The 15,077-nt window shown below is 42.2% G+C and carries 16 protein-coding genes; 7 read left to right on the top strand and 9 right to left on the bottom strand.

The features are described 5' to 3' along the window. Nucleotides 1-2: 2 nt before the first annotated feature. The 6 genes from PY091_RS18120 to PY091_RS18095 form a co-directional block, all read right to left on the bottom strand. Nucleotides 3-464, bottom strand: coding sequence for a hypothetical protein (locus tag PY091_RS18120; protein WP_275650902.1), 462 nt, complete (start codon nucleotides 462-464; stop codon nucleotides 3-5). A 72-nt stretch (nucleotides 465-536) separates the two neighbouring features. Further along, nucleotides 537-1,325 carry a TPM domain-containing protein gene (locus PY091_RS18115; RefSeq protein ID WP_275650901.1) on the bottom strand — a complete coding sequence of 263 codons (789 nt, stop codon included), beginning with the start codon at nucleotides 1,323-1,325 and terminating at the stop codon, nucleotides 537-539. Next, nucleotides 1,306-1,743 carry a TPM domain-containing protein gene (locus PY091_RS18110; protein ID WP_275650900.1) on the bottom strand — a complete coding sequence of 146 codons (438 nt, stop codon included), beginning with the start codon at nucleotides 1,741-1,743 and terminating at the stop codon, nucleotides 1,306-1,308. Before PY091_RS18110 ends, PY091_RS18115 begins: the two co-directional genes overlap by 20 nt. A gap of 4 nt (nucleotides 1,744-1,747) precedes the next feature. Next, nucleotides 1,748-2,347 (bottom strand): LemA family protein, encoded by a 600-nt coding sequence (locus tag PY091_RS18105; protein WP_275650899.1) that lies wholly within the window; start codon nucleotides 2,345-2,347, stop codon nucleotides 1,748-1,750. A gap of 19 nt (nucleotides 2,348-2,366) precedes the next feature. Then, the gene (locus PY091_RS18100; RefSeq protein WP_275650898.1) at nucleotides 2,367-2,696 is read right to left on the bottom strand and encodes a MerR family transcriptional regulator; all 330 of its coding nucleotides are present in this window, start codon (nucleotides 2,694-2,696) and stop codon (nucleotides 2,367-2,369) included. Continuing rightward, nucleotides 2,696-3,673 (bottom strand): M23 family metallopeptidase, encoded by a 978-nt coding sequence (locus PY091_RS18095; RefSeq protein ID WP_275650897.1) that lies wholly within the window; start codon nucleotides 3,671-3,673, stop codon nucleotides 2,696-2,698. The genes PY091_RS18100 and PY091_RS18095 overlap by 1 nt, the downstream gene beginning before the upstream one ends. Nucleotides 3,674-3,777: 104 nt before the next feature. On the opposite strand from PY091_RS18095, the gene alaS reads away from it, so the two are divergent. From alaS to PY091_RS18075, 4 genes are all read left to right on the top strand, one after another. Continuing rightward, nucleotides 3,778-6,390, top strand: coding sequence for an alanine--tRNA ligase (alaS, locus tag PY091_RS18090; RefSeq protein ID WP_275650896.1), 2,613 nt, complete (start codon nucleotides 3,778-3,780; stop codon nucleotides 6,388-6,390). Nucleotides 6,391-6,483: 93 nt separating this feature from the next. After that, entirely contained in the window at nucleotides 6,484-7,440 is a 957-nt protein-coding gene (locus PY091_RS18085; RefSeq protein ID WP_275650895.1) for a GSCFA domain-containing protein, read from the top strand. A 3-nt stretch (nucleotides 7,441-7,443) separates the two neighbouring features. Then, nucleotides 7,444-8,058: a DUF4230 domain-containing protein gene (locus PY091_RS18080; RefSeq protein ID WP_275650894.1), complete on the top strand. Its 615-nt coding sequence runs from the start codon at nucleotides 7,444-7,446 to the stop codon at nucleotides 8,056-8,058. A gap of 55 nt (nucleotides 8,059-8,113) precedes the next feature. Next, the gene (locus PY091_RS18075) at nucleotides 8,114-9,796 is read left to right on the top strand and encodes a M1 family aminopeptidase (RefSeq protein ID WP_275650893.1); all 1,683 of its coding nucleotides are present in this window, start codon (nucleotides 8,114-8,116) and stop codon (nucleotides 9,794-9,796) included. On the opposite strand, the gene PY091_RS18070 is transcribed toward PY091_RS18075, so the two are convergent. The 3 genes from PY091_RS18070 to PY091_RS18060 form a co-directional block, all read right to left on the bottom strand. Then, nucleotides 9,793-11,544 carry an aromatic amino acid hydroxylase gene (locus tag PY091_RS18070; protein WP_275650892.1) on the bottom strand — a complete coding sequence of 584 codons (1,752 nt, stop codon included), beginning with the start codon at nucleotides 11,542-11,544 and terminating at the stop codon, nucleotides 9,793-9,795. The genes PY091_RS18075 and PY091_RS18070 overlap by 4 nt on opposite strands. A gap of 202 nt (nucleotides 11,545-11,746) precedes the next feature. Further along, nucleotides 11,747-12,316, bottom strand: coding sequence for a DUF4136 domain-containing protein (locus tag PY091_RS18065; RefSeq protein ID WP_275650891.1), 570 nt, complete (start codon nucleotides 12,314-12,316; stop codon nucleotides 11,747-11,749). 60 nt (nucleotides 12,317-12,376) lie between these two features. Continuing rightward, nucleotides 12,377-12,538: a DUF5522 domain-containing protein gene (locus PY091_RS18060; protein WP_275650890.1), complete on the bottom strand. Its 162-nt coding sequence runs from the start codon at nucleotides 12,536-12,538 to the stop codon at nucleotides 12,377-12,379. Between the two features lie 174 nt (nucleotides 12,539-12,712). Between PY091_RS18060 and PY091_RS18055 the strand changes: the two genes are divergently transcribed. Genes PY091_RS18055 through PY091_RS18045 form a run of 3 tightly spaced genes read left to right on the top strand, consistent with a single transcriptional unit; the run spans nucleotide 12,713 to nucleotide 14,802 of the window. Beyond that, nucleotides 12,713-13,042, top strand: coding sequence for a hypothetical protein (locus tag PY091_RS18055; RefSeq protein WP_275650889.1), 330 nt, complete (start codon nucleotides 12,713-12,715; stop codon nucleotides 13,040-13,042). A 36-nt stretch (nucleotides 13,043-13,078) separates the two neighbouring features. Continuing rightward, nucleotides 13,079-13,957, top strand: a complete 879-nt coding sequence (locus PY091_RS18050; protein WP_417957524.1) for a 1-aminocyclopropane-1-carboxylate deaminase/D-cysteine desulfhydrase — start codon at nucleotides 13,079-13,081, stop codon at nucleotides 13,955-13,957. After that, a complete protein-coding gene (locus tag PY091_RS18045; RefSeq protein ID WP_275650887.1) occupies nucleotides 13,954-14,802 on the top strand; it encodes a glucosaminidase domain-containing protein in 849 nt (282 codons plus the stop codon). Before PY091_RS18050 ends, PY091_RS18045 begins: the two co-directional genes overlap by 4 nt. Nucleotides 14,803-15,077: the final 275 nt, after the last annotated feature.

Below are 15,077 nucleotides of genomic sequence, written 5' to 3'. Positions count from 1 at the left end.
TATTATTCAATATAAATATTGATGTCCAAAGGTAGCGTGCCGTAGTCGGTGTAGCCGTTGGTGTAGTTGATGACCTCTATATTGTCGACAGCAGTATAAGGCCCGCAACAGCCATTTTGTGGTTGGGGCGATGTTGTCAGATTGATCATTAAGGGAGTGGCATCATTAAAAATGATTGAAAATTCTTTGTCTCCAAAACCTTCCGGAACCTGAAACACCAATATTTTCCCCAGGGTGGCCGTCTCGTGGATGGTAAACTCAATTGATTGACTTTGCAGGGTAACCGAAATCAATTCGTCATCAATGGATTCGTTATCCAATAGATTGGCATGTGTATCCCAATCCAAAAATCGCAACGATATGGATTCTTCGTTCGCAGCACATAGAACGGTCGAGCAATCCAACTCTGAATCATTACAAGAAAAAACAATCAAAAGTATTGCTAAGGTGAATATCCTTTTCATGGAAGTAGAGCTTTTTTAGGTAGATACGAAATGATGAATTGGTTGCTTGTCAAATCGTTAAGAGATAAGCGATTACCAGCCTCCCGAGGCACCGCCACCACCAAAACCTCCGCCGCCGAAGCCGCCACTAAAGCCACCTCCTCCACCAAAGCTTCCACCGCCAAATCCGCCTGAAGATCCCGAACTACGTCCCATATTGCTCAAAATAATCATGTCCCAAATATCAAGGCCACGTCCTCTACGGCCACCACGACCGCCACCTCCCTTGTTTTTGCGGCTCCACAGAATAATGATGATAACGATAAAAATGATGAGGGGGAAAATGGCATCAATGGGAAACTGTTTGCCATTTCCAAAGGAGCGTTCCTCGGAAAACTCTCCCGTTAATACCCTAAAAATGGCATCGGAGCCTTTATCCAGACCACCATAATAATCCCCTTTTTTAAATTCGGGGATAATAACAGTTTCAATAATGCGCCTGGACATGAGATCAGTGAGACTCCCTTCTACACCATAGCCTGTGTTGATGGCAATCCTGCGGTCATCCCTAGCCAATAATATGAGCACACCATTGTCCTTGTCTGCTTGTCCAATCCCCCACTTTTGGCCCCATTGAGCACCTAGATAGTTGATGTTTTCTCCTTCTGTGGAACTGATTATGGCCACTACAATCTGAGTGGAGGTGCTATCGGAATACCGAATCAATTTTTCCTCCAAAGCATTGCCCTGAGAGGGCGACAACAAGTTCACATAATCGTAAACGCTTGTTTCTTTCTGCGGTTTTTCGGGTATGTTGAATTGTCCCCAAGCTAGGGAGACACATAAAAAAAACAGTAAAAAACTAGCCTTTGGATATTGCATCGTTCAGTTCATTGGTGTCATTTTGATTCCATGGAAAATGTGATTGAAGTTCTTTGCCCGCCATGAGAACACCTTCAATGATACCTTGTTTGAAATTTCCTTTTTTAAAGTGTGAAGCGATTACATCTTTGGTAGTGTCCCAAAATCCCTTGGGAACTGCTCTATCGATGCCTTGGCCACCGTAGATAACAAATTTTCTATCATCGACGGCCACATACAAGAGAACCCCATTGCCTTCTTTGGTATTGTCCATTTTAAGGAAATGAAATAGTTGTTGTGCCCTGCTAAAATGGTCTATTTTAGAAGATGATTCAATATGTACCCTAATCTCGCCAGAAGTATTGCTTTCCGCCTCAACAATGGCTTTAACTATATCATTTTCTTCCTCTGCGGTCAAAAATTCTTCTACCTGCGACATAATTTTAGTTGAATTCGAAGTTCACATCAGGTGCGTTTTCTGAGCCCGGATCTGCTTGATATCTTGGCATATCTTCGAAACCAAACCACCCAGCTAGTATTGTTCCTGGGAATTTAGAGATATGAATATCATAAATATTCACTTTTTCATTATATCTATCCCTAGCTACATTGATGCGATTCTCTGTGCCTTCCAATTGGGATTGAAGTTCCAAGAAGTTTTGATTGGCTTTTAAATCGGGGTAGCGCTCAACGGTAACCAATAATCTGGATAGTGCCGAGGACAATCCTGTCTGTGCCTGTTGAAACTCCGCCAATTGTTCCGGAGTAATATTGTTTGCATCAATATTGGTAGATGTTGCCTTGGCACGGGCTTCGATAACATCCGTCAAAGTTCCTCTTTCAAAATCCGCGGCACCTTGTACGGTCTTTACTAAATTTCCGATGAGGTCGTTTCTACGTTGATAAGAACTCTCAACATTGGCCCAAGCTGTTTTGGCATCAGCTTCGTATTGTACGGCTGTGTTGTTAAAGCCCACTGCCCATCGGTACAAGGCGAAGACAATGACAACGACAATAATCAAGGGGATTAACCATTTTTTCATTTTGATATGGTATTAGTGTTTATAGTTGATCTTTGATCTTGAGCAATTCTGCTTTTACTTTCTGCAGTTTTTGAATCACCTCGAAATTGGAGAGTGCTTTCTGTTTTTCCTCTTTTAAATGGATTTTAGCTCCATCTAAGGTAAATCCACGTTCCTTGACCAAGTGATAGATCAATTGTAGGTTTTGAATATCCTGTGGTGTGAACTTACGGTTGCCCTTGGCATTTTTTTTGGGTTGGAGCACATCAAACTCTTTTTCCCAAAAACGGATCAAAGAAGTGTTTACTCCAAAGGCCTTGGCCACTTCGCCAATGCCATAATATCGTTTTTCGGGCAGATCTACGTGCATTAATCCAGTGATTGGTTCTCTTGGTTTGCCAACCTGAGCATATTCTCAAATTCTTCTGCAGATAAACTTCCGTAGTAGAAGTTGATCGGGTTGATTCGCTCTCCGTCCTTGAACACTTCGTAGTGTACGTGTGGTGCTTGGGAACGCCCAGTACTGCCCACAAAGCCGATAAGGTCGCCTCGTTTGACTTTTTGACCTACGGTTACATTGTATTTGCTCATGTGTCCGTACAGGGAAATATAGCCGTAACCATGATCTATCCGAACGTGTTTTCCGTAGCCAGAAGATCTATTATCAGCTCGAACCACTTTTCCATCACCTGACGCATAGATCGGAGTACCGCGCGGAGCGGTAAAGTCCATGCCCCAGTGCATTTTACGGGCTTTGGTAAATGGATCGGAACGCCATCCATAACCGGAGGCCATTCGGGTAAGGTCTTCATTGCTTACCGGTTGAATAGCTGGAATGGACGCCAATAATTTTTCTTTCTCTTCTGCCAGTTTGGCAATTTCATCCAAGGACTTGGATTGTATCACCATTTCTTTTTGAATGATGTCCAACCGTTTGGTGGCATCTATAATAATTTCGGAATTGTTGAAGCCTTCCAAGTCTTTGTATCGATTTACCCCTCCAAAACCAGCTCTTCGCTGTTCTTCGGGTATCGGGTTCGCTTCAAAATATAATCTGTAGATGTTATTGTCCCTTTCTTCGATATTGCCCAAGACCTGCTCCATTTGGTCCATTTTTCTGTTGAGGATATCAAATTGTAGTTCATAATTACGAACTTCCCTCTCCAAAGAGAGTTCTTTGGGCGTGTTTACCCAGCGGGTGTTCAAAAGGATGATCAGTCCAAGGAAACCGAACAATGCGGAGCCCATCAAGAACAAGAAAATATTCCTGTATCTTTTGGATTTCTTCGGCTCGATCTTTCTATAAGAAAGAGTATCCGGATCGTAATAGTACTTTACTTTAGACATGAATGGATTTTATCCTATTTTTGCTCACTCATTTTAAACAGAACAAACAAATATAAAAATTGTTTTGCTTAAACTGTTAAATTTAAGAAAACCCTAGGAATTCAATGACATCCCAAGAAGTTAGAAACCAGTTTTTAAACTTTTTCAAAGAAAAGAACCACAAGATTGTACCATCAGCACCCATGGTGATGAAGGACGACCCTACCTTGATGTTCACCAATGCAGGTATGAACCAGTTCAAGGAGTACTTTTTGGGGAATTCCGTTCCAAAGAGCAAGCGCTTAACGGATACCCAAAAATGTTTAAGGGTAAGTGGAAAGCACAACGACCTTGAAGAGGTGGGGAAAGATACCTATCACCACACCATGTTTGAAATGTTGGGGAACTGGAGTATCGGGGATTATTTTAAAAAGGAAGCCATTGCGTGGGCTTGGGAACTGCTCACCGAGATTTACAAAATAGACAAGGACAGTTTGTATGTTTCTGTTTTTGAAGGTAGCGAAGATGATAACCTTCCGCTGGACCAAGAAGCATACGATTTATGGAAGGCGATTGTACCCGAGAACAGAATCATCAAAGGGAACAAAAAGGACAACTTTTGGGAAATGGGAGATCAAGGTCCCTGTGGACCCTGTTCCGAAATCCATGTGGATATCCGCTCCAAAGAAGAAAAGGCAAAAGTTGATGGGGCTTCCTTGGTGAACCAGGACCACCCACAAGTGGTGGAGATATGGAACTTGGTTTTTATGCAGTTCAACCGTAAGGCCAATGGTAGTTTGGAACCACTTCCAGAAAAGCATATAGATACCGGAATGGGCTTTGAGCGCCTTTGTATGGTGCTTCAAGGCAAGCAATCCAATTACGATACCGATGTTTTTACGCCACTCATTCGAGAAGTTGAAATCATCACCGGAAAAAAATACGGAACCGATGAACAGACCGATATTGCCATACGCGTTATTTCGGACCACGTTCGGGCTGTGGCTTTTTCCATTGCAGATGGGCAGTTGCCGAGCAACACTGGAGCAGGTTATGTGATACGAAGGATATTACGCCGCGCCATTCGTTATGGGTTTACCTTTTTGGATACCAACAAACCATTTATCTATCGATTGGTAAAAGTGCTGAGCGAGCAAATGGGCAAAGCTTTCCCAGAATTGAAGGAGCAATACCAGTTGATTGAAAACGTGATCAAAGAGGAGGAAAGCTCTTTCTTGAGCACTTTGGAGCAAGGCTTGGTGTTGTTGGACTCTGTAATAAAGTCATCCAAAGATAAAACCATAGCAGGCGATAAGGCTTTTGAACTTTATGACACCTTTGGTTTTCCAATAGATTTGACCGCACTGATTTTAGAAGAGAAAGGCTATCAATTGGATACGGAAGGCTTTGAAAAAGCATTGAAAGCACAGAAAGATCGTTCCAGAGCCGCCTCCGAGGTGTCCAAGGACGATTGGAATATATTGATGACCGATACCGAACAGGAATTTATAGGTTATGATAGTTTGGAAGCCAATGTAAAGTTGGTAAAATACAGAAAGGTCACCAGCAAAAAAGATGGTGATCAGTTCCAATTGGTGTTCAATTTGACCCCGTTCTACGCCGAAGGTGGTGGCCAGGTAGGGGATAAGGGATATTTGGAAGCTCCAAATGGCGATGTTACCTATATCGTGGATACCAAAAGGGAAAACAATGAAATCGTTCATTTTGCAAAGTCGTTGCCGAAAGAAGTTTCCGGAACATTTAAAGCAGTGGTGGACGAAAAACAGCGAAGAAGAACGGAGAGCAACCATACCGCTACACACTTATTGCACCAAGCATTACGGGAGGTTTTGGGAACTCATGTGGAACAGAAAGGTTCTGCTGTACATTCCAAATACCTGCGATTTGATTTCTCACACTTTTCCAAATTGACCACAGAAGAACTACGGGAAGTGGAAAATTTTGTGAATGCACGTATCGATGGACATCTTCCTTTGGAAGAAAGCCGAAATGTTCCCATGAAAGAAGCTATGGACCAAGGGGCCATGGCACTCTTTGGAGAAAAATATGGAGATACGGTGCGAACTATCCGTTTCGGGCAATCTATAGAACTTTGTGGAGGTACCCATGTAAAGAATACAGCTGATATCTGGCATTTTAAAATCGTTTCAGAAGGCGCTGTTGCTGCTGGAATTCGTAGAATCGAAGCCATTACTTCTGATGCCGTTAAAGAATTCTACTTCAACAATAACCGGATGCTTTTTGAGATCAAGGATATGTTGAAGAATGCTCAGGACCCGGTGAAATCCGTGGCCAGCTTGCAAGAGGAAAATGCTGCCCTTAAAAAACAGGTGGAGCAACTGTTGAAAGATAAGGCCAAGGGGCTCAAAAACGAACTGATTGCCGAATTGGAAGATTTGGGCGGTGCTAAATTTTTGGCCAAAAAAGTGGATTTGGATGCAGGTGGGATCAAGAATCTTGCCTTTGAAATGGGAGGTCAGGTAGATAAGCTATTCCTGTTTCTAGCTTCGGAAAAAGATGGGAAAGCCATATTGTCCTGCTATATTTCCAAAGATTTGGTAGCAGAAAAAGACCTAAATGCGGGGACAATTGTCCGCGAACTGGGCAAATACATCCAAGGAGGTGGCGGTGGACAACCGTTCTTCGCAACCGCTGGGGGTAAGAACCCTGATGGAATCCCTGAAGCGCTTGATAAAGTGCAGGAGTATCTAAAATAGTTTACTGAGAATACATTTGTCACATCGAGCGCAGTCGAGATGTGGTGCCATGTTGTTCTCGACTGCGCTCGAACTGACATTTTAATAAATCAAATGGAGCTACAAACCAAGTTGCCTTTAACACCTAGCGATAATCCCATCGATTATCAAAGTAAGTTGGTGCTATTTGGGTCTTGTTTTGTGGAAAATATAGGAGCGAAGCTAGATTATTTTCAGTTCCAACAATTACAAAACCCCTTTGGGATATTGTTTCATCCGTTGGCCATTGAAAATTTGGTGCAAAGAGCGATTCAAGGAAAACCCTATCAACAAGAAGAAATCTTTGAGCAGGAGGGTATTTGGCGTTGTTTTGATGCGCATTCCGATTTGCGTTCCGATAATCCTGAAAACTTATTGAATTTACTCAACCAAAGGTTGGAGGAAACCAAGGAAAATCTGGGGATCGCATCCCACATCATCATTACCTTGGGGACGTCGTGGGTGTACGAGCATCATTCTTTAGATAAAATAGTGGCCAATTGCCACAAGGTTCCCCAAAAGCAATTCACTAAAAAGTTATTGAGCGTAGAGGAAATTAAGTTGAGTCTTCGGAATATAATTGACTTGATTCAAAGAGTGAACTCCAAGGCTCAAATTATATGTACGATTTCACCTGTTCGTCATATCAAAGATGGTTTTGTGGAGAACCAGCGAAGCAAGGCACACTTAATTACAGCCATTCACTCCCTTTTGTCATCTCGAGCGCAGTCGAGAGAGCTTGCTTACTTTCCATCTTATGAAATTATGATGGACGAGCTGCGCGATTATCGATTTTATGGGACGGATATGGTTCATCCCAATCAGTTAGCAGTAGATTACATTTGGGAAAAATTTAAATCTGTCTGGATTTCTTCAAAATCATATGCTGTGATGGATGAGGTGGATGCCGTTCAAAAAGGGTTGTTGCACCGTCCATTCAATCCCGACTCCGAAGCACATCAAAAGTTCAAAACATCGCTCCGTGCAAAAATTACGTATCTTCAAGAAAGGTATCCTTTCATGAAATTTTAATAAATGAAGAAAGTACTAGTAGGGGCGGTAATAGCATTGGCCTCGGTTTTGGTCTATAAATCGTGTTCTGATGACCATGAACAGAAATCCATTTTAGAGGAAAACTCCATGCTAATTCAGCAAGAATTACGCAATGTTTCCAAATTGGTGGTCACCGAAGGGCATTTTGCGGAAGTGTATAATTACAAGGACTCCAAAGAGTTGTTCGGTCCGTTGGTCACAGCCCATAAAAAAGCATTGGTAGTGGTCAATGCAGATGTATCCATTGCATACGATATGTCCAAAATTGATTATAAAGTGGACGAAGAACAAAAAGTACTTACCATTGCCCAGATTCCAGAACCGGAAATAAAAATCAGTCCCGATTTTGAGTACTACGATGTTACCGCAGATTATCTGAACCCATTTAATGCAGGGGATTACAATGCCATTAAACGAAACGTAAATGCTTCTTTAATGAAGAAGGTTGAGCAATCTGCCTTGCGTTCCAATGCAGAAAATCGTTTGGTGAGCGAACTTTCACGAATATTGGTGCTGACCAACACCATGGGCTGGACCCTAGTGTTCGAGAATGCTCCCGTGGAAAATTCTGAGCAATTAAAAACTTTTTTGGAATAAGCTGTCACATTTCCGTATTTGATGCGTCTATTAGGTACATCAATCAATTAATACCATGTTTAAAAGAGTACTACTAACCGCCCTTTTAGCCACTTTTTTATTTTCCTGTCAACAAGAGCCCGAAACCGATATCAGCTATGTGATTGCCCCGGTAATGGTTGACAGTATTCCGCAACTTAAAATTAAAATGACCTTGGAAGCCAACGCTGATGGCACAACGGCCTTATCTTTTCCTGATAATGCGTGGGGTGAAGAGGGGTTGTACAATTCCTTGGGAAAAATGGAGCTGTTGAATGTTGAAGGTGCCGTTGAAAAGGATGCAGATAGTGGACGAATTGTGTTGATGCATCCCAAAGGAGTGGATAAACTGGAATTCCAGTATTTTCTGAAACAGGACTTCGAGGGAAATGTCACCACTCGTGAAACGTATCGCCCCATCATCAACCAAGATTATTTTCATTTGTTTTCGCACAATATGTTTATGGTGCCCGAAAACGCTGAAAGCAGTCAGGATATACTCCTAGACTGGTCTGCTTTTCCCGAGCAATATGTTGTTCACAATAGTTTTGGCAGTAAGGAAAAGGTTCAATTTTTGAACGACCAGGATATGGATTTGTTTGGAAGCGCCATTTTTGTTGGTGGTGATTTTAGGGTGTTCAATGGTGAGATACAGGGCAACCAAATCAGTTTGGCAACCCGAGGTGAATGGATTCCATTTAAAGATGAAGAAGTTTTTAAGGTGCTAAAGGAAACGTTGACCCATCAGCGTAATTTTTGGAACGATCATTCCCAAGATTATTTTACGGTGACCCTACAACCATTTCCACAGGAGAACGGCAGTAGTTTTCAAGGTACCGGACTTACCAATTCCTTTGCAACATCGGTTTCCAACAACGATCAAACCGATATTGGGCAGATGGTGTATCTCTTTAATCATGAGCTAATGCACAATTGGATCGGGCACACCATTAATACCGATAACGAGGAGGAGCAATATTGGTTCAGCGAAGGATTTACGGAGTATTATACCTTCAAAAATATCGCTAAGAACAAGATCAATGGTTTGGACGGCACTTTTTTTATTGATGAGTTTAATAGGACCATTCGTGACCTTTATGCTTCATCGGTAGCGGAAGCTCCAAATTCAGAGATCAACTATGAAAATTTTTGGACCAACTATGAATATTCCAAACTGCCATATTGGAGAGGGGCGATTTTTGCCTTTTATCTTGATCTTAAAATTCAACAAACCAGTAACGGAAAACAAAGTCTGGATGATGTAATGCATCAAATTTATGCTGATGCCACTTCCAAAGACCAAAAACTTGCCCATGATTATTTTATTGAGGTGATGGGTGAATTTTGGGATGGAGATTTTCAAACGGTCTTTCAAAAGCATATTGAAGAAGGTCAAAAAGTGGATTTGCCCAAACTGTTTGATGAATTGGAGTTGGAATACAGTCCTGAAAGTGATATTTACGAACTCGGATTCGAATTTTCGGAGGACAGGAAGGAAATAGCCAGTGTTGTTGAAGGCAGCAAGGCTTGGGAGGCTGGAGTTAGAGCAGGTGATGAGGTGTTCTCCCGAAGTATTTGGCAGGGCAGCATTGACCATGAGGTTGAATTGGGTCTCCGAAGAAATGGTAAAGAATATAACCTATCCTATTACCCGGTGACCAAGGCAGCGGTGCCCCAATTGAAACGCACTAGCGATAATATTGAAAAACTTGGGTTTTAGCTTACCAATGAAGTGTCTACCAATTGCAGGCCATCATCAATTAAATGCCCCACTTTTGGGTTGTCCCGTTTAATATGTTCCAAGTGATCTAAAATCTCTTGCTGAAATTCTTTGTTGTTATCCTGTTTGGCCAGCTCATACAATTCCACAGGAAGTAGCCAGTCTTTTGGGTGGTCATTTTTCAGGGCCTGGAAGACTTTGTTACGGGAAACCGTGGTGTTCGTACCTTCTCTAAAGTGCCTTATTTGTTCGTAGAATCGTTCCAATTCCAATCTTTTGGCATCTTTTTTAGATTTGATCGTACTTTCCGTGATTTGATGCGTGATCAAGTCGAAACTGTTCAAATCTGCAGGACCATTATAGGCCGACACAATGTTTTGGCCAACTGCCATATGGTATAAACCCCATTCGGGTTGGAAAAGTACGTTGTCTTTGTGGGTAACTGTACAATTTTCGAACGTGATCAATATAATTTTGCCCATCAGGTTGCGTGTTCCTGTAATAATGGTTCCTTCCACTTTAATACCACCTTCAAACTCGAGCGCGATTTGCTCGCCCTCGTAAATTTTGTAAGCTTTAAGGTCACGAGGTCCCATGTCCTCAATGGCAATATTGATGCCTTTTAGTTTTCCGATAGGGGAACCAAAGCCTTCGGCATGGTGTGCTGTACTGTGTCCTACCAACTCTTTTTCACGATAGGCCAATGCTGTTCCGCCTGTGGTTTGGATGTAAATAGGCTTGCCATCATCTTCAATAACATTGCTGAACTCACCCGAAATTTGCAATCCTGTGCTCAATTCTATGGTGCCAAGTGCTTTGGAGCCGATAAGTTTTTTTACCCCGGACAGGCCTCCGGTACGCACGGCCATGGTATTGGCAAAATCTTCCAATACCTGACTCAGAAAAGCAAAATCAGGGGTTACGAATAGTTGTGGTTGAGGTTTGGTAATGTCAAACTCCGTGCGGGCCGCTTCAATCGAATACGGGATTTTTTTGACTTTATCCGTCATGCACCAGGCACTTTCCCCGATGGAGGAAAGCAATCCCGCTCCATAAATTTTTGGTTGGTCCACCGTACCGATCAATCCATATTCGACCGTCCACCAATGCAAATTTCGAATAAGTGCCATTTCACTGGGAACTCCCATATTTTCTTGGAGGTACTCAATGTGTTTTTCTGCTTCTTCAATTTCACTTTGGGGTGTGCCGTTGGCTTCCTTGATAATGGATAGGTGTCGCACCGCATTGTACAATTCATAATCCTTGGCGCTGGATATGGCCTTGCAGCCAATTTCACCGAACCTGCGCAAGTATTCCGCATATTCCGGATTGGCGATTATAGGGGCATGTCCTGCTCCTTCATGTATGATGTCGGGAGCCGGCGTATATTCAATATTTTCAAGCTGACGAATGTCCGAAGCGATTACTAGTACGTTATATGCCTGGAATTCCATAAAAGCGGAAGGGGGGATAAAGCCGTCCACAGCCACCGCTGCCCATCCAATTTCCTTTAAAATACGGTTCATGCCGTACATATTGGGAATATGGTCAATGGAAATCCCTGTCTTTTGTAAACCGTCCACATACGATTTATGGGCCACTTTACTGAGATAGTCCACATTCTTGCGCATCACATAGCGCCAAACCGCTTGGTCGATAGCGGTGTACTCGTCATAATTCTGTGGTTTTATGAATTGTTTAAGGTGCTTCGGTAATTTATCAAGAATGGGATTCGATTCGTAGCTCATAAGTGTTTTTTAAGCGACTTAAAGATACAAAATAGGAAATGGAAATTGTCTTAAGGAAAGTTAAGGGAGGTAAAAATGAAAGTTGTCTAAACAAGTTTTTACTGTCAATTCGAGCGCAGTCGAGAATTTAAGCATTGTGCCTTAAAAAGGTTTCAACTGCGCTCAACCTGACATTTTTCATTTAGACAACTTCCCAATATATTTAGTTGGAGGCCACGGCCATTTGCGGTGGGTACTCCTCAAGGATCTGCGAAACAAATTCTTTGATGCGCTGTTCCTTTTTCTCTATGTTTTTGGTATTGTTCAATGTTCCTACACCACGACCTTGCCATACCAATTCTTTTTTATTGGCATCGATTACATCAATGTATAGTGAACCTTCTGTGCGGGTGCTCACATTGTTGCCGCCCCAGCCCCAGCCCCAACCGGGACCCCAGGCCCAAGGACTGTAGAAGCCGCCCCAGCCCCAACCGTAGTTGTTGTAAACATCAACACGCTCGCGCTCTTTGGTAAAAATGCTGATCAATACATCGGGATTGTCGGATTTAACGAAACCGCGAGAACCCAATTCGGCCTCAATGGCCCTTAAAATTCTTTTTTTGTCCAAATCTGAGATTTGTGCCTTGTCGATACCAGTTTTATAAAATGCATAGCTTTTATAGGTATTGAAATCGGCTTTTTGATCGTAATCCGAAACTACACGAACGGAAGTACAAGAAGCCAATAATCCAAAGGAAAAAACGATGAGTGCAAGATGTTTTAAACTTTTCATAGTACTTTTTTTAAATTCTTGAGATGTAATTAAATAAGTCACAAATATTATGCCGAAACCTTAATTTTGAGTATTGGTTTTTGCATTATATCCGTAAGGGCAATGGCGACAGCCACTCTCACAACAGTACCCACGTTTTAGAAGGTATTTTTCTGTAAACACCCTGTATCCTTGTTCCGATAGGTAGTAATCTCCCTCTTCCAAGGGTATCCGCTCTTTCATTTATGGCTACTGATTTACTATATAAAATTATGGCTTTTGTGGGAAAATAAGTAAGTATTTAAGATTTTGAAAACATGGTTGTTCACCGAAAATGTTGATCAATTTATGGTAAGTGCCCAATTTTGAGGCCTTTTTGCTGTTATATTTGTTATACCAACTAATGATAGCGAACAGGTGATACTTGTCTTTAAACATTTCTTTTATAAAAATTATGTGGGGCTTTCGCTATGGCCTTTCATTATTTTAAAGGAAGGGTCTTTAAAATCGGACGAGGTCCTCATCAACCACGAACGCATTCACCTAAAGCAGCAGCGCGAGTTGTTGATTCTTCCGTTTTACCTTCTTTACATATCCGAATGGTTGTTCCGTACCATACTTTATTTGGATAGTTACCGGGCCTATCAGAATATCAGTTTTGAGCGTGAGGCCTATGCCAATGAAAACGATATGCAGTATCTTTCCAAACGTAAGACCTTTGGATTTTTAAAGTATCTGACCCGTTAATAATTAGGATTGAACATTCCCAATGAGCATATAGATATGCCTCTTCTCACTGAAAAGGGCATTCAACTCTACATAAAAAGAGAGGATACGATACATCCTTTTATTTCTGGAAACAAATACCGTAAACTAAAATACAACCTGCTCGAAGCCAAAAAACAAGGCAAAAATACCTTGCTCACCTTTGGTGGTGCCTTTTCCAACCACATAGCCGCCACAGCTTATGCAGGTAAAGAGCAGGGATTAAAAACCATTGGCGTAATTCGCGGTGAAGAATTGGCGTTCAAATGGCAGGACAATCCCACTTTACAACTGGCGCATCGGCATGGGATGGAATTTTATTTTGTATCGCGAAGCGATTACCGACTTAAAAGTGAGCCGGCCTTTTTGCAACAAATAAGGGAAAGGTTTGGCGATGTTTATCTCTTGCCCGAAGGCGGAACCAATGCATTGGCCGTAAAAGGGTGTACCGAAATTTTGACCGATGCAGATGCCAAGTTCGATTACATCTGCAGTGCTGCCGGTACAGGTGGTACGGTGGCCGGACTCATCAATGCTTCCTTGCCTCATCAGACCGTTTTGGGGTTCCCTGCCCTTAAAGGTGATTTTTTAATCGAGGAGATTCGTACATTTGTTCAGAATAAGCGTTGGCAACTTGTAACCGACTATCATTTTGGAGGTTACGCAAAAGTAGATCAACAGCTGGTAGCTTTCATCAACCTCTTTAAAAGCAAAACGGGGATACCCTTAGATCCCATTTATACAGGAAAAATGCTTTTTGGTATTTTTGATCTCATTAAAAGGGATGTTTTTCAACCTGGAACCCAAATTTTGGCCATCCATACAGGAGGGTTGCAGGGCATAGAGGGGATGAACCATATACTGAAAAAGAAAAATTTACCGTTATTGGACGTATGATCAGGCGAATAGGATATGTATTGATTGCGGCACTTCTGCTCTCTAGTTGTGGGGCCAAAAAAAGAAGGACAACACAAAAAAAAGGAGCTCCCGTAGTGGTAAATACGGAACGCCCCACCGCTAAAACCACCAAAGACCTCGACACCGAGGAAGCTCGGGATTTGTATCCCATGCCCGAGGATACTGGACGTTTTGAACGTTTTCCGATTTCTGATACCGAAGATTATATTGAAAATTTTGCCGAAATAGCGCAATATGAAATGCGTGCTTTTGGTATTCCTGCCAGCATTACCCTGGCGCAGGGTATTTTGGAAAGTGGCTCTGGTCGTGGAGAACTTACGCTGAAGACCAACAACCATTTCGGGATTAAATGCCATACCGGTTGGGAAGGCGAATTCGATTTTCATGATGATGATGCCAAAGGGGAGTGTTTTAGAAAGTACAACCACCCTATGTATTCTTTCCGAGATCATAGTATTTTCTTGTCTACCCGTTCCCGTTATGCCTTTTTGTTCAATTACAAGCGGGACGATTACAAAAAATGGGCGCATGGCTTACGACAGGCCGGCTATGCGACAGACCGCAAGTATCCACAAAAATTGATAGCCCTGATCGAGCGCTATGATCTTCATAAATTTGATGAGGCCGTAGTGGCGAATGGATTGCCCACTGTTCGTGAAACGCGACAATATGAGGTGTTTACCCATACCGTTAAAAAGGGGGATACGCTCTATGCCATTTCCAAACGCTACGATATTTCGGTGGACGAACTTCGACGTCTTAACAATCTCAACGATAACATTATTTCCATTGGGCAAGTGCTCAATATTCGGGTGGCGCAGTAGTCATTGAATTTTTTTGGATGGTTCGATTTCTGGATGGTTCGATCATTGGATTGTTCGATGATTCGATGATACGATGTTTGGATAGTTCGACGGTTGAATCATAGGATTTTTGGCTAGTAGCTCAACTTACTTTTTACTTTAAGTTATAAAAGGAGCGCTTAATTGTCATCCCGAGCCAAGCTGAGAGGTGCTTAAGTCGGTTTTTGTATTGTCGTTCTCGACTGCGCTCGAACTGACAAACGTCAACCTGAACTTGTTTCAGGTTCTCATTTGGA

Origin of the sequence: Flagellimonas okinawensis (assembly GCF_029194005.1) — a bacterium.
GTDB classification, from domain to species: Bacteria; Bacteroidota; Bacteroidia; order Flavobacteriales; family Flavobacteriaceae; genus Flagellimonas; species Flagellimonas okinawensis.
This window is presented reverse-complemented; position numbering and strand designations above follow the sequence as displayed.